At 67.4% G+C, this 18,728-nt stretch carries 16 protein-coding genes; 12 read left to right on the forward strand and 4 right to left on the reverse strand.

Annotation, left to right across the window (positions count from 1 at the left end):
* Positions 1-2 precede the first annotated feature (2 nt).
* From ACV7NQ_RS19165 to kstR, 3 genes are all read right to left on the reverse strand, one after another.
* Complete coding sequence (locus ACV7NQ_RS19165) at positions 3-1,172, reverse strand: acyl-CoA dehydrogenase family protein (protein WP_463360906.1); 1,170 nt, start codon at positions 1,170-1,172, stop codon at positions 3-5.
* 253 nt (positions 1,173-1,425) lie between these two features.
* Positions 1,426-3,996: a trehalose-phosphatase gene (gene otsB / locus ACV7NQ_RS19170; protein ID WP_463360907.1), complete on the reverse strand. Its 2,571-nt coding sequence runs from the start codon at positions 3,994-3,996 to the stop codon at positions 1,426-1,428.
* Between the two features lie 266 nt (positions 3,997-4,262).
* The gene (gene kstR, locus ACV7NQ_RS19175) at positions 4,263-4,910 is read right to left on the reverse strand and encodes a cholesterol catabolism transcriptional regulator KstR (protein ID WP_463360908.1); all 648 of its coding nucleotides are present in this window, start codon (positions 4,908-4,910) and stop codon (positions 4,263-4,265) included.
* Positions 4,911-5,063: 153 nt separating this feature from the next.
* Here kstR and ACV7NQ_RS19180 point away from each other — a divergent pair, with 153 nt between their 5' ends.
* The 12 genes from ACV7NQ_RS19180 (at position 5,064) to ACV7NQ_RS19235 (ending at position 17,398) form a co-directional block, all read left to right on the forward strand.
* Positions 5,064-7,214 (forward strand): acyl-CoA dehydrogenase, encoded by a 2,151-nt coding sequence (locus tag ACV7NQ_RS19180; RefSeq protein WP_463360909.1) that lies wholly within the window; start codon positions 5,064-5,066, stop codon positions 7,212-7,214.
* A 26-nt stretch (positions 7,215-7,240) separates the two neighbouring features.
* Positions 7,241-8,305, forward strand: coding sequence for an acyl-CoA dehydrogenase family protein (locus tag ACV7NQ_RS19185; protein WP_463360910.1), 1,065 nt, complete (start codon positions 7,241-7,243; stop codon positions 8,303-8,305).
* A complete protein-coding gene (locus ACV7NQ_RS19190; RefSeq protein WP_463360911.1) occupies positions 8,290-9,516 on the forward strand; it encodes an acyl-CoA dehydrogenase family protein in 1,227 nt (408 codons plus the stop codon). Before ACV7NQ_RS19185 ends, ACV7NQ_RS19190 begins: the two co-directional genes overlap by 16 nt.
* A 34-nt stretch (positions 9,517-9,550) precedes the next feature.
* The gene (locus ACV7NQ_RS19195; RefSeq protein WP_463365742.1) at positions 9,551-10,477 is read left to right on the forward strand and encodes a bifunctional MaoC family dehydratase N-terminal/OB-fold nucleic acid binding domain-containing protein; all 927 of its coding nucleotides are present in this window, start codon (positions 9,551-9,553) and stop codon (positions 10,475-10,477) included.
* A gap of 147 nt (positions 10,478-10,624) precedes the next feature.
* Positions 10,625-11,047: a MaoC family dehydratase gene (locus ACV7NQ_RS19200; protein ID WP_463360912.1), complete on the forward strand. Its 423-nt coding sequence runs from the start codon at positions 10,625-10,627 to the stop codon at positions 11,045-11,047.
* Positions 11,040-12,218, forward strand: coding sequence for a lipid-transfer protein (locus tag ACV7NQ_RS19205; RefSeq protein ID WP_463360913.1), 1,179 nt, complete (start codon positions 11,040-11,042; stop codon positions 12,216-12,218). The genes ACV7NQ_RS19200 and ACV7NQ_RS19205 overlap by 8 nt, the downstream gene beginning before the upstream one ends.
* 163 nt (positions 12,219-12,381) lie before the next feature.
* On the forward strand, positions 12,382-12,822 hold the full coding sequence (locus ACV7NQ_RS19210; protein ID WP_463360914.1) for an NUDIX hydrolase: 441 nt from the start codon (positions 12,382-12,384) through the stop codon (positions 12,820-12,822).
* Positions 12,823-13,263: 441 nt separating this feature from the next.
* On the forward strand, positions 13,264-14,175 hold the full coding sequence (locus ACV7NQ_RS19215) for a DUF4129 domain-containing protein (RefSeq protein ID WP_463360915.1): 912 nt from the start codon (positions 13,264-13,266) through the stop codon (positions 14,173-14,175).
* Positions 14,172-14,669, forward strand: coding sequence for a hypothetical protein (locus ACV7NQ_RS19220; protein ID WP_463360916.1), 498 nt, complete (start codon positions 14,172-14,174; stop codon positions 14,667-14,669). Before ACV7NQ_RS19215 ends, ACV7NQ_RS19220 begins: the two co-directional genes overlap by 4 nt.
* 29 nt (positions 14,670-14,698) lie before the next feature.
* Entirely contained in the window at positions 14,699-15,661 is a 963-nt protein-coding gene (locus ACV7NQ_RS19225; RefSeq protein WP_463360917.1) for an AAA family ATPase, read from the forward strand.
* 10 nt (positions 15,662-15,671) lie between these two features.
* Positions 15,672-16,946 carry a DUF58 domain-containing protein gene (locus ACV7NQ_RS19230; RefSeq protein ID WP_463360918.1) on the forward strand — a complete coding sequence of 425 codons (1,275 nt, stop codon included), beginning with the start codon at positions 15,672-15,674 and terminating at the stop codon, positions 16,944-16,946.
* A complete protein-coding gene (locus ACV7NQ_RS19235; RefSeq protein WP_463360919.1) occupies positions 16,943-17,398 on the forward strand; it encodes a hypothetical protein in 456 nt (151 codons plus the stop codon). Before ACV7NQ_RS19230 ends, ACV7NQ_RS19235 begins: the two co-directional genes overlap by 4 nt.
* 305 nt (positions 17,399-17,703) lie before the next feature.
* Here ACV7NQ_RS19235 and ACV7NQ_RS19240 read toward each other — a convergent pair whose 3' ends face one another.
* Positions 17,704-18,570, reverse strand: a complete 867-nt coding sequence (locus ACV7NQ_RS19240; protein WP_463360920.1) for a MaoC family dehydratase — start codon at positions 18,568-18,570, stop codon at positions 17,704-17,706.
* Positions 18,571-18,728: the final 158 nt, after the last annotated feature.

Genomic DNA, 18,728 nt, shown 5'->3' on the forward strand with positions numbered 1-18,728 from the left:
TGTCACCGCAGGACCTTACGACCGATGGCGTACTTGTGCACCTCGGTGGGGCCGTCGTAGAGGCGGAAGGCGCGCATGTCGCGGAAGATCATTTCCACGACCGTCTCGTCGCTGATGCCGATGCCGCCGAGCACCTGGACGCAGCGGTCGGCGACTTTGAACAGCTCCTCGGAGACGAACGCCTTGGCGATCGAGCTCTCGTGCCTGGCCTTCTCGCCCTGGTCCATCAGCCAGCAGGCGTGCCAGATGGTGAGGCGGCACTGATGCAGCGCGATCTCGTTGTCCGCCAACATGAACGAGACGCCCTGGTGTTCGCCGATCGACTTGCCGAAGGCAGTGCGGGTCTTGGCGTATTCGACCGCGATGCTCTGCGCCCGCTCCGCCGCGCCGAGCCAGCGCATGCAGTGGGTGAGCCGGGCCGGGGCCAGCCGCAGCTGGGCGTAGCGCAGCGCCTGACCGGTCTCGCCGAGCAGCGCCGACTCGGGCAGCGAGAGGTTGTCGAAGCGGACAACGCCGTGCCCGCCGACGTAGTTGCGGTCCATGGTGTTCATGGTGCGTTCGATGATGATGCCGGGCTGGTCGCCGTCGGTCAGGAACAGTGTCGGGCCGTCGGGCACGTGCGGGTTCGGCGCGACCTTGGCCATGATGATCCAGGTCTTCGCGCCGTCCGCGCCGGTGATCAGCCACTTGCGGCCGTTGATGGTGAAGTTCTCGCCGTCGAAGGTGGCGGTGGTGGCCAGCTGGCCGGGGTCGGAGCCCGCGCCGTCAGGCTCGGTCATCGCGAAGACGGTGCGCTGGTGTCCGGCGACCGCGGGGGCCAGGTGGCGCTCGACCTGTTCCGGGTTGGCGATCTTGGAGAGCAGGAACATATTGCCCTCGTCGGGCGCGGCGCAGTTCATGGCGACCGGGCCGAGGGTGGACCAGCCCGCCGCCTCGTAGATCACGGCCTGCTCGATGTGCGTCAGGCCGCGCCCGCCGAGCGCCTCCGGGGCCTGGACGGTCAGCAGCTTCTCGGCACGGGCGAGTTCGACGAGTTCCTGCCGGAGCTCGTCGGTGGGGCCGTGCGAGGTCAGTCGCGGGTCGCGCTCGTAGGGGACGATCTTATCGATGACGAACTGCCGGACCCGGTCGCGTTCGGCGGCGAGCTCGGCGGGAACCGTGAAGTCGATCATCGTTGGTCACCATTCGTTCGGGGGCGCGTCCGTCGAGCATACGAAATCCGCGGCCCGCTACTGAAGGCACCCGCCCTCAGCAATCGGAGGTGCTTCTTTCGAGGAAGCGGAAAAACTTCGGTCGATGCGCGGTCAGGAGATCCTGGGTGGCGGCGACGCCGGACACGAGTCGGTGTTTCCCGCGTCACTCCGGACGCAAAACCGGGCCCGCGAACAGGGGGTTCGTTCGCGGGCCCGGATGATGTCGGAATGCTCAGACGAACGCCTCCACCGGCTTGCCGAGCAGCTGGGCGCAGCGCAGCAGGCCGAGGTGGCTGTAGGCCTGCGGGTGGTTGCCGAGCGAGCGTTCGGCGACCGGGTCGTATTCCTCACTGAGCAATCCGGTCGGACCGGCGACGTCGACCAGCTGAGCGAACAGCGCCTCGGCGTCCGAGCGCTTCCCGATCAGCAGGTACGCCTCGACCAGCCAGGCCGCGCACAGATGGAAACCGCCCTCGCCGCCGGGCAGGCCGTCGTCGTGGTGGTACCGGTACACGGTGGAACCGCTACGCAGCTCCGCCTCGGTCGCCACCACCGTCGCCGCGAACCGCGGATCCGACGGATCGATCAGTCCGCTGAGCCCGATGTGCAGGGTCGCCGCGTCCAGGTCGGTGCCGTCGTAGGCGGCCGTGTAGGACTGGACCTCGTCGTTCCAGCCCTTGGTCCGCACCTCGTCGGCGATGGTGTCGCGCAATACGACCCAGGCCGGATCGACCTGCCGATCGAACTTCTGCGCCAGCGTGATCGCGCGATCCGCCGTCAGCCAGCCCATCACCTTCGAGTACACGTGGTGGCGCGGGTTGCCGCGGATTTCCCAGATGCCGTGGTCGGGTTCCTGCCAGCGCCGCTGCACCGCGGAAACCATGGCTTGCACCAGTTCCCAGTCGGCATCGGGCAGCGCATGGCCCGGATCGGTGATTCCCTTGTGCTCGCGCCCGTGCGCCAGCGCCGCGATGAGATCGACGATCGGACCGAACACGTCCAGCTGCACCTGCATATTCGCGGCGTTGCCGACGCGAACCGGACGCGATCCGGCGTAACCGGGCAACTGGTCGATCACGGCCTCGGGAGGCAGCGTCTCGCCGTAGAGCGTGTACAGCGGGTGCAGCCGCTCCGGCCCGGGCAGCGTCTCGAGCACCCGATGTACCCAGCCGAGGAATTCTTCCGCCTCGGTCAGCGAGCCGAGCGACACCAGTGCCTGTGCGGTCAGCGAGGCGTCGCGCAGCCAGCAGTAGCGGTAGTCCCAGTTGCGCACGCCGCCAATGTCTTCCGGCAGCGACGTGGTGGCCGCCGCCAGGATCGAACCAGTCGGCGCGTGCACGAGACCGCGCAGTATGAGGGCCGAGCGCTTCATCAGATCCGGCTTCAGCGGCGGCAGTTCGAGCCGCGCGGCCCACTGCGACCAGTACGCCTCAGCGTCCCGCCTGCGCTCCAGCTCGCTGCTCATGGCGGGTGCGAGATCCTGTGTACCGCAGCGCATTTCCAGCACGATCGGGCCGCGTGACGGATCGACGACGGCGCGGGCCGAGCTGTGCGTGCCGTCGCTGAGGATTTCCCACTCGACGCCGGACGAGCGCAGCACCATCGGGTCGTTGGTGCCGAGCACCCGCAGCCCGGTCGGTTCGCATTCGATGGTCACCGGCACCTGGCCGAATTCCGGCCGAGGAGCGAAGGTCACCACGGCCTTCGCGTGGCCGGTGATCACCCGGGTCAGGTCGGTCCGGTTCGGCGCCACGTCGTGCGGCAGGTAGTCGATCACACTCAAGCTGGCCCAACGGGTTTCGACGGTCATGGTGCCGTCGATGTAGCGCTGCGAGAGCGGCAGACCGGCCCGCTCCGGGGCGATGGTGAAGTGGCCGGCCTGCGGTCCGCCGAGCAGGTGCGCGAACACCGCCGCCGAATCCGGCTCCGGATGGCAGAACCAGGTGACCGTCGCGTCGGGGGTGAGCAGCGCGACCGAGCGCGGGCTGGCCAGCATGCTCAGTCGCTCGATCCGCGGCGCGCTCGCGCCCGCGAGCCAGGTGCGCCGCTCCTCGAGGAGATAGGCCAGTGCGCAGGACACCGCCTCGGTGCTGTCGACCCGGTACTTGGCCAGGCTGTCGCCCTCACCGACCTTGATGCCGACGTCGGGGCCGGAAAGCATCCGGAAGGCCTTCTCGTCGGTGACATCGTCACCGAAGAACACCGCCGCCGACGCACCTTCCTGATGTCGGATGGTGTCGAGTGCGGTGCCCTTGTCGGTCGGTATCACCGCCAACTCGATGACCGACTTGCCCTCGGTCACCTGCACGCCGACCCAGCAGGCCGGGCCCAGTTGGGCCTGCTGGAGGGCGCGCCGCCCGATTTCCGGACTGGCATTGCGCATGTGCAGCGCGATGCTGGCCGGTTTGATCTCGACCGAGGCACCGGGATTGTCCGCGGCGATCTGTGACAGCGCCGCCTGCACTTCCTGCAGCAATTTTTTGGCGTCGTTGTCGATGGCATGTACGAAGCCGACGTCGAATTCGGAACCATGACTACCGATCAGTTGCACCTCGACCGGAAGTCGAGACAGTGCCGCGAGATCCCGCAACGCGCGGCCGGAAATCACGGCGGCGGTCGTGCCGGTGAGACCGGCGAGTGCGCGTAGTGCGCTCACCGATTCCCGGTGGGGAAACGCTTTTGCCGGGTCGGACACGATGGGCGCGATCGTCCCGTCGTAGTCCGAAGCGACTAAAAGCCGTGGCACGCGCGCAACCGTCGACAATGCACGGCGAAGTTCCAGTGGCAGATCCTGTGCGCTCACGCATCCAACCTAGTGATCGGAGGAGTTTTTTCATGGGCGCGCTGAACAATACTGTGTTTAATTTGCCGCACATACGCGTGCTGGTGTGCGTGCGCACGATTGTGTCTTTGCCCGCTGACCATCTACTGGATCTGCCCAGCTGGCACGCCTTCTACACAACTTCCAGCGCGGGCTGCCTCACGCCGGACCGACCGACCGACCGGGACGGGCCACTAGTCGGGTAAAACGAGCGTGCTGGATCTGCCTGGGATGAATTGAGCGCCGGGTCAGCCGCGCTCGCCGAGCAGCAGGTCCACCGTCAATTCCAGGCGCTCGGTGACATCGGTCGCCGAGGCGCGTCGGGTGAGCCAGGCGACCAGATTCGACAGCCACACATCGCTGATAACCCGCGCGATCGCCAGCTGGCGCTCCGTTGGCTCGCCGTCGTTCATGGCGCGCGCGAACACCCGATCCATCACCCTGCCGACTCGGTCGACCTCGGCGGCGGCCGACGCGTCGGCGAACATGAAGGCTCTGGTCATCGCCTCGGTGAGCAAGGGATCGCGCTGCATCATCCGGGTGATCTGAGTGAGCAGCAGGTGCATGCGTTCGCGCGGCGACTGTCCGGCAAGAGGCTTACGTTTGCTCTCGATCTGCTCGAATTCGCGCGAGAGCGCCGAGACGAGCAGGTGCACCTTGGACGGGAAATACCGGTAGAGCGTCCCGACTGCGACATCGGCGCGTTCGGCCACCGCGCGCATCTGCACCGCGTCGTAACCGCCCTTGGAGGCCAGCGCCAGCGTCGCGTCCAGAATTCGCTTCCGGCGTTCCCGCTGTGCGGCCGAACTCAGCTCATCCTCACTGAGCGTGGTGACCGTCGCGGTAGGCGGCGCCGTGCTCGAGTCGGCTGGCTGCGATCGGGAGGGACTGGCCATTGATTGAGAGTCCTTTCCGGAAACGTCGTTGTCGGCGGCTTTGCGTGCGCATTCGATTTAGCCCGCTGCGGGGTCGTCTCTTGACTTCCGCCCAGCTAGGATATTAGAACATGTTCTAGGCGTGGGAGTCACGCCGGAGAGGCGGTATGGAGTGTGACCATCGCCACCACTGACGAGCATAAAGCCGTTCAGGAGTCGATGCGCGGATGGGCAGGATCGGTCCGTCCAATTGCAACAATGCGCGATGATGCCACCAGCTTCTGGCGCGCGTACTGGCCCGCGTTGGCCGACCTCGGGATCTTCCGGGTCGCGGTCGCCGAAGATGCGGGCGGCGCCGGCGGAACGGTCGCCGATCTCGCTGTTCTGCTCGAACAGGCGGCCCACGATCTGGTCGGCGGACCGGTGCTGGCCACGGCATTGGCGAATCTGGTCACCGCGGCCGCCCTCGACGAGGACCTGCCGTGCGGTGTCGCACTCGACTTCATTGTCGACTCGGGCGTGAGCATACCGGCCGCGTCCGGCGAGCTGTCGCTCACCGGTGTCTGGGATTCGGTGCTCGGCGCCGCGCCGCAAACCGCGGTGCTGCTACCGGTGCAAACCCCGAATGGGCAGCGCTGGTGCCTGATTCACCCGGATGCCGAGGGCCTACGGGTCGAACCGTTGCCACCGCTGGATCCGAGCACTCCGCTGGCCAGGGTGCACTGCGCCGAGGTACGGGTGTCCGCCCAGCGGGTGTTCGAGTCCCCTTATCCGGTCGAGGATCTCGTGGTGGTGCTTGTCGCCGCCGAACTCGCCGGACTTGCCGGATGGTGCCTGGAGACCGCGGTCGAATACGCCAAGGTGCGTGAGCAATTCGGCCGCCGGATCGGGTCTTTCCAAGCGGTCAAACACATGTGCGCCTGGATGCTCTGCCGGGCCGAGCTGATCCGTGCCGTCGCGGCCGACGCCGCGGCCGCCGTGGACGAGGGAGGCGCCGAGCTGCCGATCGCCGCCGCGATCGCCGCCACCATTTCGCTGGACGCTGCGGTCGAGACCGCGAAGGACTGCATCCAGGTGCTCGGCGGGATCGGCTTCACCTGGGAACACGACGCGCACTTCTATCTGCGCCGGGCGGTCGCCCTGCGTCAGCTGCTCGGCGGCGCCACGCGCTGGCGGGCCAGGGTGACCGAGCTGACCCGCGCCGGCCAGCGTCGAACCACCGGAGCGGACCGGGTTTTCGCGGCCGACGATGTCGCCATCGACGACAGCAGTGCGAACGAACTGGCCACCGAGGTGGCTGGGATCGCCGCGCTGCCCGCCGATGAGCGGCGCACTGCGCTGGTCGAGGCCGGGCTGGTCATGCCGCACTGGCCCGCGCCCTACGGCCGTGGCGCGGATCCGATGACGGGCCTGGTGATTTCGGAGGAGTTGCGCCGTGCCGGTTTGGAGTCGCCGGATCTGGCGATCGGCGGCTGGGCGGTGCCGACGCTACTGCAATATGGCACCGAGGAGCAGATCGACCGGTTCGCCTGGCCGACGCTGCGCGGCGAGGTGATCTGGTGTCAGCTCTTCAGTGAGCCAGGGGCCGGTTCGGATCTGGCCGCGCTGCGCACCACCGCCAAGAAGGTCGACGGCGGTTGGGTGCTGCGTGGGCAGAAGGTGTGGACGTCGTTGGGCGACAAGGCGAACTGGGCGATCTGCCTGGCTCGCACCGACGCCGACGCGCCGAAACACCGTGGCATCAGCTACTTTCTCGTCGATATGCGCTGCGCGGGGCTGGAGGTGCGTCCGCTGGTGCAGATCACCGGTGAGGCGCGTTTCAGCGAGGTGTTCCTCGACGATGTCTTCGTACCCGACGACGGTGTGGTCGGCGCGCTGAATAACGGCTGGAAGATCGCCCGCTCGACGCTGTCGACCGAACGGGTCGCCATGGGCGGCAATGGAATCGGGCCGGTGCTCGAGGAGCTCATCGCCAAGCTGCCCGCTGCCGGGCCCGGCGCGGAGCTGCTGAACGACCGGCTCGGCGGATTTGTCGCCGATGCGATCGCTGGACTATTGCTGGAGCAGCGCGCCGCGGTGCGAATGCTGGCGGGCGGCGATCCGGGCGCGCAGAGCAGCGTGCGCAAGCTGGTGGGTGTCCGCCACCGCCAAGCGGTCGCCGAATTTGCCGTGGAGACGGCAGGTCCTATCGGTGCGCAGGACTCAGAGGTGGCAAAAGAGTTCCTGCTCACACGCTGTTTATCGATCGCCGGTGGTACCGAGCAGATTCTGTTGACCGTGGCTGGTGAGCGAATCCTCGGACTACCACGCGACGCGGACAGCTAGTCGACGAGTCAACTGGGAGAACAAGCGTGGATTTCACCAGGGACGAGAGCCAGGACGCCGTGGCCGAAGTTGTTGTGAGTTTGCTGGAACATGAACCGGCACGCGATATCGAGCTATGGCCGAAGCTCGTCGACAGTGGGTTGCTGTCGGTCGCGTTGCCGGAGCGCTTCGGCGGTGATGGCATGGGCCTGCCGGAAGTAGCCGTGCTGCTGACCGAGCTGGCCACCGACGCGGTGGCGGTGCCTGTCGTGGCGACGCTCGGCTTCGGGCTGCTGCCGATATTGGCCTCGTTGCCCGACAGCGTCGCCGAGCAGGTGTACCCCGAGTTGGCCAAGGGTGCGGTGCTCACCGCCGCGCTGAGCGAGCCTGCCAACCCCTTCGTCGTCAAACCGGTAACCAAGGCGGTCTCCGACGGGGCTTCGGTGCGGATTACCGGCCATAAGGTCGGCGTGCCGTACGCGGAGCAGGCCCGCTGGCTGCTGATCCCGACCAATTCCGGTATCGCCCTAGTCGATTCGGGTGCGGAGGGACTCACGGTGACCTCGTCGCCGGTGTCCGGCGGCATGCCCGAGGGCACGGTGCGCCTGGATCGGGTCGAGATTCCGGCCGATCGATTGCTGCCTGTCGGCATCGGTGACCTCCACCGGCTCGCGGTCGCATCGATCGGTTCCGTCGCGGACGGACTGCTGAAGGGCGCGCTCGTACTGACCGCCGAGCACGTCCGGACCCGACGCCAATTCAACAGGCCGCTTGCCGAATTCCAGGCCGTTGCCCAGCAGATCGCGGACCTGTACGTCGTCTCGCGCACCCTGCATGCCGTCGCGGTATCGGCGAATTGGGCGCTGGCACAGGATGATGCCGGTCCGACGCACCAGGAGCGGGTCGACGACGATCTGGACGTGCTCGCCTACACCGTGGCGTCGGAACTGCCCGCCGCCATGCAGAAGTGTCATCACCTGCACGGTGGCCTCGGTGTCGATATCACCCACCCGATGCACCGCTATTTCTCACAGGCCAAGGACATCGCCCGCTGGCTCGGCGGTGAATCGTTCCGACTCGATCGATTGGGGGCCAGATGTTCATCGACCTGACCGCGGAGCAGCGCAAGCTGCGCGATGAATTGCGTTCGTATTTCGCCGATCTCGTGACTCCTGCGGAGGAAGCCGAGATGGCGGTGAACCGGCACGGCGATGCCTACCGCGCGGTGGTGCGCCGGATGGGCGCCGACGGCAGGCTCGGCGTCGGCTGGCCGAAAGAGCACGGCGGCCAGGGCTTCGGGCCGATGGAACAGCAGATCTTCTTCAACGAGGCGGTGCGCGCCGATGTGCCGCTGCCGCTGGTGACTCTGTTGACGGTCGGACCTACTCTGCAGCAGTTCGGCACCGAGGAGCAGAAGCAGAAGTTCCTGCCCGGAATCCTTTCCGGTGATATCCATTTCGCGATCGGTTACTCCGAGCCCGAGGCGGGCACCGACCTGGCGTCGCTGCGCACCAGCGCCGTCCGGGACGATTCCGGGGACTGGATCGTCAACGGGCAGAAGATCTTCACCACCGGTGCGCACGAGGCCGACTTCGTCTGGCTGGCCTGCCGGACCGGCTCGGTCCAGGCGCGGCACCGCGGCATCACGATCCTGATCGTGGACACCACCGATCCCGGCTACAGCTGGACCCCGATCATCACCTGCGATGGCGCGCACCACACCAACGCGACCTATTTCGACAACGTGCGCATCCCCGCGAACATGCTCGTCGGCGAGGAAAACGGCGGCTGGAAGCTGATCACCACCCAGCTCAACCACGAGCGGGTGAGCCTCGGCCCGTCCGGCAAGATCGAGCAGCTCTACGACAGGGTGCGCGACTGGGCGCAGCCGCGTGGTGTGCTCGCCGAGATCGATGTGCGCCGCTCGCTCGGCCGTATCCACGCCATGGTTCGGCTGAACGAACTGCTGAACTGGCAGGTCGCCGCTGCATCCGATGGGCGGCGTTCGCGGGGCCCTGCGTGGTCACGCTCCGGGCCCGTCGCGGCCGCCGCCGATGTCGGCGGCGACGAGGCCGCGGTGATCGCCGATGCGTCGGCCACCAAGGTGTTCTCCACCGAAGCACTGCAGGAGGCGGGCCGGCTCGCCGAGGAAATCATCGGCCGCTACGGCGATCCCGCCGACCCCGCCACCGCCGAACTGCTCACCTGGCTGGACCGCAGGACCAAGCAGAACCTGGTGGTGACCTTCGGTGGTGGCGTGAATGAAGTGATGCGTGAACTGGTCGCCTCGTTCGGCCTGAAGTTGCCGCGAGTACCGCGATAGTGAACAACCAAAGGAGCCGCGCGTGCCGGAAACCATGACACCGGAAGCGATTACCGCTGCCGCCGACCGCATCATCGCGGCGGGGGATTGCGCGCCCCGTCTCGGGCGTGACCCAGTGAACCAGCCGATGATCAACAACTGGGTCGAGGCGCTGGGGGATGGCAACCCCATCTACGTCGACGAGGGGGCCGCCAGGGCTGCCGGTTTCCCGGGCACCGTGGCGCCACCGGCCATGGCCCAGGTGTGGACCATGTTCGGGCTCAACGGTTCCCGCCCGGACGATGATCCGATGGCCCAGGTCACCGAGCTGCTCGACGGCGCGGGCTACACCTCGGTGGTCGCCACCGATTGTCAGCAGACCTACCACCGGTATCTCAATGTCGGTGAGCAGGTCGCGGTGACCAGCCGGTTGGCCGATATTCGTGGCCCGAAGCGGACCGCGCTGGGGGAGGGCTGGTTTGTCACCTTCCAGACCAGCTGGCAGGTGGGTGACGAGGTCGTCGCCGAGATGCTGTTCCGGCTGCTGAAGTTCGCGCCGGGCACCGGTGCCGCGCCGAAAGCGCCAGCCGGAGAACGGGTCAAGCCGCTGGTCTCCTGGGACACCGAGTTCTTCTGGGAGGGCGCCAAGGCCGGGGAACTGCGGATCCAGCGGTTGCCCGATGGCACGTTGCGGCACCCACCCATCCCGGCGATCTGGAAGGACAAGTCCGAGCAGACCGACTACGAGGTCGCATCGGGACGCGGCGAAGTATTCAGCTACGTCGTGCATCACGCGCCGAAAGTGCCTGGGCGGCAACTGCCGTTCGTCGTCGCGCTGATCGAATTGGAGGAAGGCGTGCGCATGCTCGGTGAACTGCGCGGCATCGAACCGTCCGAAGTCGAGGTCGGGCTGCCGGTCGAGGTGGAGTTCGACAAGCTCGACGACGAGATCGTGCTGCCGGTCTGGCGGGTGATCGCATGAGCGAGCGCAGCGAGCGAACAATAGACACAGCCGAGCGGTCGCTCGTGACGGCGCCGAGCGTTAGCGAGGTGTCGGCATGAGCGAGCGAATAATGAACACAACCGCTATGGCGGGCCTGACGGAGCCGAGCTCGAGCGAGGCGCAGTCATGACCGCGACCGCGGTGGAGGTCGGTACCGTGCTGCCGGAGCTGGTCATCACCGTCGACCCGACCTTCGTGATCAGTACGGCCTTGGCCACCAGGGATTTTCAGGATGTACACCACGACAGGGACAAGGCGGTCGCCCGCGGTTCCAAGGACATCTTCGTCAATATCCTCACCGACACCGGGTTGGTGCAGCGCTTCGTCACCGACTGGGCCGGGCCGGGCGCGATCGTGAAATCGATTGCCCTGCGGCTGGGTGTTCCACTGTATTCCGATGACACGCTGACCCTTTCGGGCACGGTGACCGAGGTGGCGGGCGACGACATCCACATCGATGTCGTCGGCCGCGACAGCCTCGGTGACCACATCACGGCGAAAGCCGTTATTTCCTACCCCAGTTCAACGGAGCGAGCGTCGAATGATTGAGCAGGGTATCTCCGGCCGCGCGGCTATTGTCGGCATCGGCGCCACCGACTTCTCCAAGGACTCCGGGCGCAGCGAATTGCGGCTGGCCGCCGAGGCGGTCACCGCCGCGCTCGCCGACGCGGGCCTCACACCCGCCGATGTCGACGGCCTGACCACATTCACCATGGACACCAACACCCAGGCCGCGGTCGCCCGCGCCGTGGGGATTGCGCAGCTGAAGTTTTTCAGCCACATCGGTTATGGCGGTGGCGCGGCCTGCGCGACCATCCAGCAGGCGGTCATGGCGGTCGCTACCGGGGTTGCGGACGTGGTGGTCGCCTACCGTGCCTTCAACGAGCGCTCGGTGTCGCGTTTCGGTCAGTTCTCCACTGCCCTGGCCGCCGCGCCGACCTCCTCGGGCATCGATGCCGGTTGGTCTTATCCACAGGGCCTCGGCACCCCCGCCGCGCAGGTTGCCATGGTCGCGCGCCGCTACATGCACGTCTACGGTGCGACTAGCGAGGACTTCGGTCGGGTCGCCGTCGCGGACCGCAAACACGCCGCGGTGAATCCGAACGCCTTCTTCTACGGTAAGCCGATCACCCTGGAGGATCACCAGAATTCGCGCTGGATCGCCGAACCGCTGCACCTGCTGGACTGCTGCCAGGAGTCCGACGGCGGTGTCGCGATCGTGGTCGCCAGCGCCGAACGCGCCCGTGACCTGCCGCAGCGTCCGGCCGTAATCGCAGCCGCCGCACAGGGTTCCAGCGCCGATCAGTACGTCATGACCAGCTACTACCGCGATGCCCTTACCGGGCTACCCGAAATGGGCTTGGTCGGCGAGCAGCTCTGGGCGCAGAGCGGTTTGCGTCCCGACGACATGCAGGCCGCCATTCTCTACGACCACTTCACCCCGTTCGTCCTCATGCAGCTGGAGGAACTCGGCTTCTGTGGTCGCGGCGAGGCACGGGACTTCATCGCCGACGGCGCTATCGAAGTGGGTGGGCGGCTGCCGCTGAACACCCACGGCGGCCAACTCGGCGAGGCATATATCCACGGCATGAATGGCATCGCCGAGGCCGTCCGCCAAATTCGCGGCACGTCGGTCAACCCGGTCGAAAACCTGGAGAACATCCTGGTCACCGCGGGAACCGGCGTACCGACCTCGGGCCTGGTGCTCAGTGCCAACTGACCGGGTGCCGGCGCTCGCCGGGATGACGGGGCTGTCGCGGGGCGGACGGGGCTGGTGTCTGCCGTCCGCGGCCCGATGAGCTGGCCTACGCCGCTCGACATCAGGTCCGTAGTCGCAAGATCCGCGTAGATTGGAGCGGCAGCACCGGCCTTGGAGGAGTTTGATGACCGACCGCCACCTCGTCGACGTGCACGTTCTGCTCATCCGTTCCGACGAGCTGTTGCTCAGCAAGCGACGCAGCGACGACGAGTTCGATGGCCTCTGGCACCTGCCGGCAGGCAAGCTGGAGGCGGGCGAGTCGGCCACCGCGGCGGCAGCGCGCGAGGCGAACGAGGAAGTCGGCATCGTCATCGACCGGGCGGACCTGCGCCATTTCCACACCGCGCATGTGGTCGGCTCCGGCTACGAACCCCGGCTCGGCCTCTTCTTCGAGGCGAGGAGCTGGACTGGCGATCCGGTCAACCGCGAGCCGGACAAGTGCTACGAACTGCGCTGGTTCCCCCTCGATGCCCTGCCCGAGGGCGCCATAATCCGCTACCCCGCCGCCGGAATCCGGGCCTACTTCACTGGCGTCACCTATAGCGAACGGGGCTGGGACTCGTAGTCCCGTCGTCCTGGCGAAACGCCGGGACCCGAATATGTTCGACAAGCCGAGACATGCCGCAGGTCGAGCCAGGCGGCGATGTCGTGTGCGGTGGCCTCGGGATCGTTGGGCCCGGTTGATTCGAACTGTGCGGCGATGAAGTCCGCGCGGGAGCGGGTGGTGATGCGGTCCGATCCACCCGTGGCGGTGGCCTAGCCGCCGTCACAACATTCGGTCACGGCGTCTGTGACGCGGTCCGAACGGTGTGAATGGGCCCTCGCCGCGGCCGCGGTTGGTGTCCGAAGCCACAGTGTCGCGGATACTGTAAAAGAGGAGGTAGTCCTAAGTATTCGATTCCCTCCCGAGCCGACCGCTCGGCATGTAACCATGTGGCTGTTTTGTGCAGCACTCAGATGATGTGGTGGTAGCGGAGTGGCCGGGGCGCGAGCGCCGATATCGCGCGTGATCGTGCTGATCACGCTGCTTGCGTTTGCCGCGATCGCGTTGCGCGGGCACATTCCGGGGGCCACCGAATCCGCCGATCACCGATCGACTCCGTCCGCGCTCGCGGTCGCCCTGATGCCGGTGCTGCTGACCGTGTCGGTGGTCATCCTGCTGGCCGGTGTGATCGCGAGTCAGCATCGGCTGCCGCTCGCCATTCCGGAACCCGATCGCGACAGCGAGCGGGAGCGCTGGCGCCTCGGCAGGGTCGGCCTGCTGGTGCTGGCCGTGCTGGCGGGCTTGTCGCTGGTGCTCGCGGCGGCCTCGGCGATCTTTTTCGTCGGCGTCGGCCACGAGAGGCCGACCACGCCACCGGCGCCGCAGACCGGATCCAGCCAACCCGCCGACCAGGTGGCCAACCCGCCTGTGGATCCCGGCGCTGAGCCCTCCCAGCTGACCGGGACGGCGTTGGTATTGGCAAGGGTCGCGGCGGGCGGGCTGGTCGCGGTGGCCATCGTCGGACTGATCGTGGTGGCCGTGGCGGCCCGGCGTGAGCCAGTCCCGATTGCACCGCCGACGCTCGAGCCGGCACCGACCACGGCGGGTTCGCTGGCCAGGGCGGCCGAAATGGGCCTGGCCGCCATGAATGCGCCGGGCCAGAATCCGCGCACCGCGATCATCGCCTGCTACGTCGCCATGGAACACGGCCTGTCCTTCAACCGTGCGGCGGCCCCGCTGGCCTCGGACACCCCGATGGAGGTGCTCGCGCGGGCCTTCGAGCGCGGCGCACTGCACGACGCGTCCGCAAGGGAACTGGTCGCGCTGTTCGGGGAGGCCAGGTTCAGCCCGCACTCGATGCTGGAGTGGCAGCGGATGCGAGCCGCGCAATTGCTGCGCATCGTGCTGGCCGATCTGCAGGGGGAGACGGTATGAACCGCACGGCAATCGTGATCGGTGCGGTGCTGGTCATCGGGCTGATCGAGCTCGTCACCCTTGGAAAGGCCCGCGGCGCCATGCTGGTCTTCGCCGGAATTCCGGTGGCCCTGGCACTGATTCAGCTGATCTGGTCGTTGCGGGAACGCTCGGCGTCGCGGATCGACATCGATCCCGCCGATATCGAGAACGGCCCGGCGGAGATGCTGTACCGCTGGCATGTCAGGGCAGAGATGCTGGCCGACCGTGCCAACGGCACCCGTGCCGACTGGGACCGGCACCTGCGTCCGTTGCTGGCTAAGGAGTTCGAGTCGTCCACAGGCATTCGGGTCGCGAAGAACCGCAGGGCGACCGAGGCCGCTGGGGTACTGCAGTTCGGCCCGGAACTGTGGCGCTGGGTGGATCCGGCGAACTCGGCACTGCGCGATCAGACGACTCGCGCACCGGGGCGGGCTGCGCTGGATGAGATCCTGCGCCGTCTTCAGAGAATGTGAAATGGGTTGAGGCAAGTGCGGGTAGATAAATGACGATGCCGATGGACGCGACCGTCCAGCGCAGCGAGGCGGTGCTTCGGGAGCTGTCCCGGGTCATCGTTGGCAAGCAGGATGAGTTGCAACTGATCATGATCGCCGTGCTATCCGGCGGTCACGTCCTGATCGAGGACCTCCCCGGCCTCGGCAAAACACTCATCGCCAGGTCCTTCGCCGCCGCGCTCGGCCTGGATTTCACCCGCGTGCAGTTCACGCCGGATCTACTGCCCGCCGATCTACTCGGGTCCACCATCTACGACATGTCCTCGGGCCGGTTCACGTTCCGGCGCGGGCCGGTGTTCACCAACGTGCTGCTGGCCGACGAGATCAACCGGACCCCGCCGAAGACGCAGGCGGCGCTGCTGGAGGCCATGGCCGAGGGGCAGGTCAGTATCGATGGCGAAACCTTCCCGCTGCCACAGCCTTTCATCGTGCTTGCGACCGACAACCCGATCGAATACGAGGGCACCTATCCGCTGCCGGAGGCCCAGCTCGACCGCTTCGCGATCCAGTTGCGCCTCGGCTACCTGTCCGAGCACGACGAAACGCAGATGATCCGCCGCCGGTTGGAGCGCGGCTCGACACCGGCGACGGTGGGGCAGGTGGTGGACGCGAACGGGCTGCTGGAGATGCGGCAGTCGGTCGAGTTCGTCACGGTGCATTCCGACGTGGTCAGCTACGTGGTCGCGCTGGCAGGTGCGACGCGCGGGCATCCACAGGTGGAGGTGGGCGCGAGTCCGCGCGCCGAACTGGATCTGGTGCAGATGTCGCGGGCGCGGGCCCTGTTGCTCGGGCGGGATTATGTGATCCCGGAGGATGTGAAGGCGCTGGCGATTCCGGCGATGGCGCACCGGATCACGTTGCGGCCGGAGATGTGGGTGCGCCGGATTCGCGGCGAGGATGTCATCGCCGAGTTGTTGCGCCGCCTGCCTGTTCCGCGCGCCTCTGTGACGTGAGCCGTCAACCATGAGACATCGCGACGCGAGCACGACGGTCGAGGCCGAATTGCGGTGGCGGCCAGCGCCACTGGTCTTCATGCTGGCCCTCGGCGCGGCGGCGGCGTTGCTGCTCGCGGTGGTGCTCGGCCGGTGGCAACTGGTGGTTTTCGCCGCACCGCTGCTCGGTGTGCTCGCCACCGGGCCGTGGCAGCAGTCCTCGACCAAGATCCAGGTCGACGGCGGCGGGACGCTGCGGTGCTTCGAATCGGAGGAGGTCGTGCTGACGGTCGCGGCCTTCGTAGAATCCGGCCACGTGCTGCTGCGCTGCAAGCCGGAAAAGGTTGCGGGACTCGGGATCGAGGTCGAGGAGGCGAGCGATTCCGGGGCGGCTCCCGCCGGGCTGCGGCTGGCGCTGACAGCGGACCGGTGGGGCCGGTATCCGCTGTCGGTGCGAGTTTCCGCGCTCAGCCCGGCGGGACTGTCGGTGGCCACCGCGGTGCTGCCCGCCGGTCAGCTCTTCGTGTATCCGATCACCGATCCGCAGCGAATGCGGTTGCCGCGCATCGAACTTCCGGAGCGGCTCGGCACCCACCTCACCCGTAAGCACGGTCCCGGCGTCGAGTATGCCGACATCCGGGCCTACGCTCCCGGCGACCAGTTGCGGATCGTGAACTGGCCTGTGAGCGCGCGGCGCGGCCGACTGTATGTCACCGAGCGGCTGACCAATCGTGCTGCGGAGGTGGTAGTGCTGGTGGATACCTCGCAGCAGGCGCCGGGCCCGGCCACCGATTCGCTGGAGCTGTCGGTGCGCGGCGCGGCGCAGGTGGTGCAGTCGACGCTGCAGGCCGGAGATCGCACCGCGGTCGTCTGCCTGGGGCAGCAACCACGTTGGCTGCGGCCGGATATCGGGCGCCGCCAGTTCTACCGAATCGTCGACACGGTGCTGGACGTGGGCGACGAGCACATACCGACCACCGGCACGCTGGCGCCGCACAGGGCGGTGCCGCTCGGCGCCATCGTCGTCGCCTTCTCCACGCTGCTCGACACCCAGTTCGCGCTGGCACTGATCGATCTGCGCAAGCGAGGACACGTGGTGGTTGTCGTGGATGTATTGCGCGGCACACCTTTTCACGCCCATCTCGATCCGACCCTGGCCAAAATGTGGCAACTGGAGCGAACGTCGATGTACCGCGACATGGGTACCGTCGGCGTGGACATCGTGGCCTGGCCCGAGACCGCCCGCCTCGACGAGGTCATGCGCCTGATCCCGGAGCATCGGCGGACCGTGCGGGTACGCCGATGATCCGTTTCCTGGCAGTCTTGTCCGGTGCGCTGCTGGTCGCGTCGGTAACCCTCATGACGCCATGGGCAGGTATACCGGCGCTGATCCTGGTCGCCGCGGGTTGGTGGTTGAGACTCTGCGCCGTCGCCGCGGTCCTGCTCGCCATCGCCGTGCTCGCCGTCGCCGACACCGGCGTACTCGCCGCCGCCGCGACGGGATTGGTCGCCACCGCTTACCTGCTGAACGCCGCGACCGTCTCAGCGCCGGTCGGCGTGGTTGCGACGACGGTCCCCTCGGTTGTCGGCGCAGTGGCTTTCGCCGCGGCCGCGGTCGGCGCGGCAATGCTGCCACTGCGCCTGGCCTGGGCGCCGATAGCGGCCCCGATCCTGGTGATCGTGTTGTATGCCCTAGTGATTCAGGGACTGAGCGCCCGACGCGGAAGTGTCGGCGGCGGCGCCGTTACCGACGGGTAGTAGCCGGGCCGGACGGCTACCGGTCGTCCTCGTTCAGCTCCAGTGCCCACCCCCACAATTGCCGCGCCGTCGCGGTGCGACGAGCCGAGCCATTCCGTATGGTCGCGGTCGGCGATCTGTGCGTGTTCGGCCGCGGCGGGGTCTCGCATCGGGTAGAGCGCCATGGCCAAGCCCATGTCGGAACGATCCTCTCGCGACCGAAATGGCCGGATGTCCACCGAAGGTTCGGTGCGTACCGCCTTCGGCCCCGGCTCGCTGGTCGTGTCTCGAAGTGAGACCGGGCCGCCGAGCCGACGGCGGTGTGCTCAGGCGGGCCGGAAGCGCAGCGACACGTCTCCCAGTACCGGTGCGTCATCACGTTCGACAACCGTTGCCGCGATGATCAATTCGTTGTCCGCACGCCAGATCCGGGTGCGGAGGGTTTCACCGGGGTAGAGCACACCCGCGAAGCGGGCACGGAATCCGGTGACCCGGCTCGCGTCCGAGTCCAGCACCGTATCCGTCGCGGTCTTGCAGACGATGCCGTAGGTGCATAGGCCGTGCAGGAGCGGGTCGGGAAAGCCTGCGGCGCGGGCGAATTCGGGGTCGGAATGCAGCGGATTGCGGTCGCCGCACATCCGGTACAGCAGCGCCTGCTGCGGCAGCGTCGGCGTGGTGACGTCGAAATCCGGTGCGCGATCGGGCAGTTCGGACGTGGTGCTCGGCCCGCGTTCGCCACCGAAGCCGCCCTCGCCCTTGGCGAAGATGGACGAGCGCGCCGTCCACAGCGGCTGACCGTCGCAACCGGTGACCGTCTGCTCCTGTACGACAACGGCGGCGGAGCCCTTGTCCCAGAGCTCGGTGATTCGCCCGGTGCTCGCCGCCTTGCATTCGGCCGGGATCGGACGGTGCACCTCGACCTCCTGGTGACCGTGCACCACCTTCGCCAGATCGATATCGATGCCGGGGAACTGGACCTTCGGCGGCTCGGTGTCGTGAAATGTGGCCGCGACGGTCGCGAACGTCGGCAGCACCTGCGGCCCGCGATCGTCGAGGTAGCGCAGCTCGGCCGGATCCCTCCAGCGTGCACCCGCACCGAGCCCGAGCTGATACAGCTGCACATCGGACGGCGACCAGGCGAACTCCCGGCTTGGAAGTTCTGCTCCCAGAGCGACTTTCGGATCGATGGGCATCAATTCTCCTAGGAATGCTCGGCGGCGGAAGGTCACCTCGTTCGCCGCGATGACAGGCACTTCCGGTCGGACTCCGGCGCAGGCGTCTGCTCGGATCGATACTGCGGTGCCGACCCGGGATGGGCAAGGGGCGTCCGTTCCGTGGGACGCCCCGATCC

This window comes from Nocardia sp. Tas62D01, from assembly GCF_055232035.1.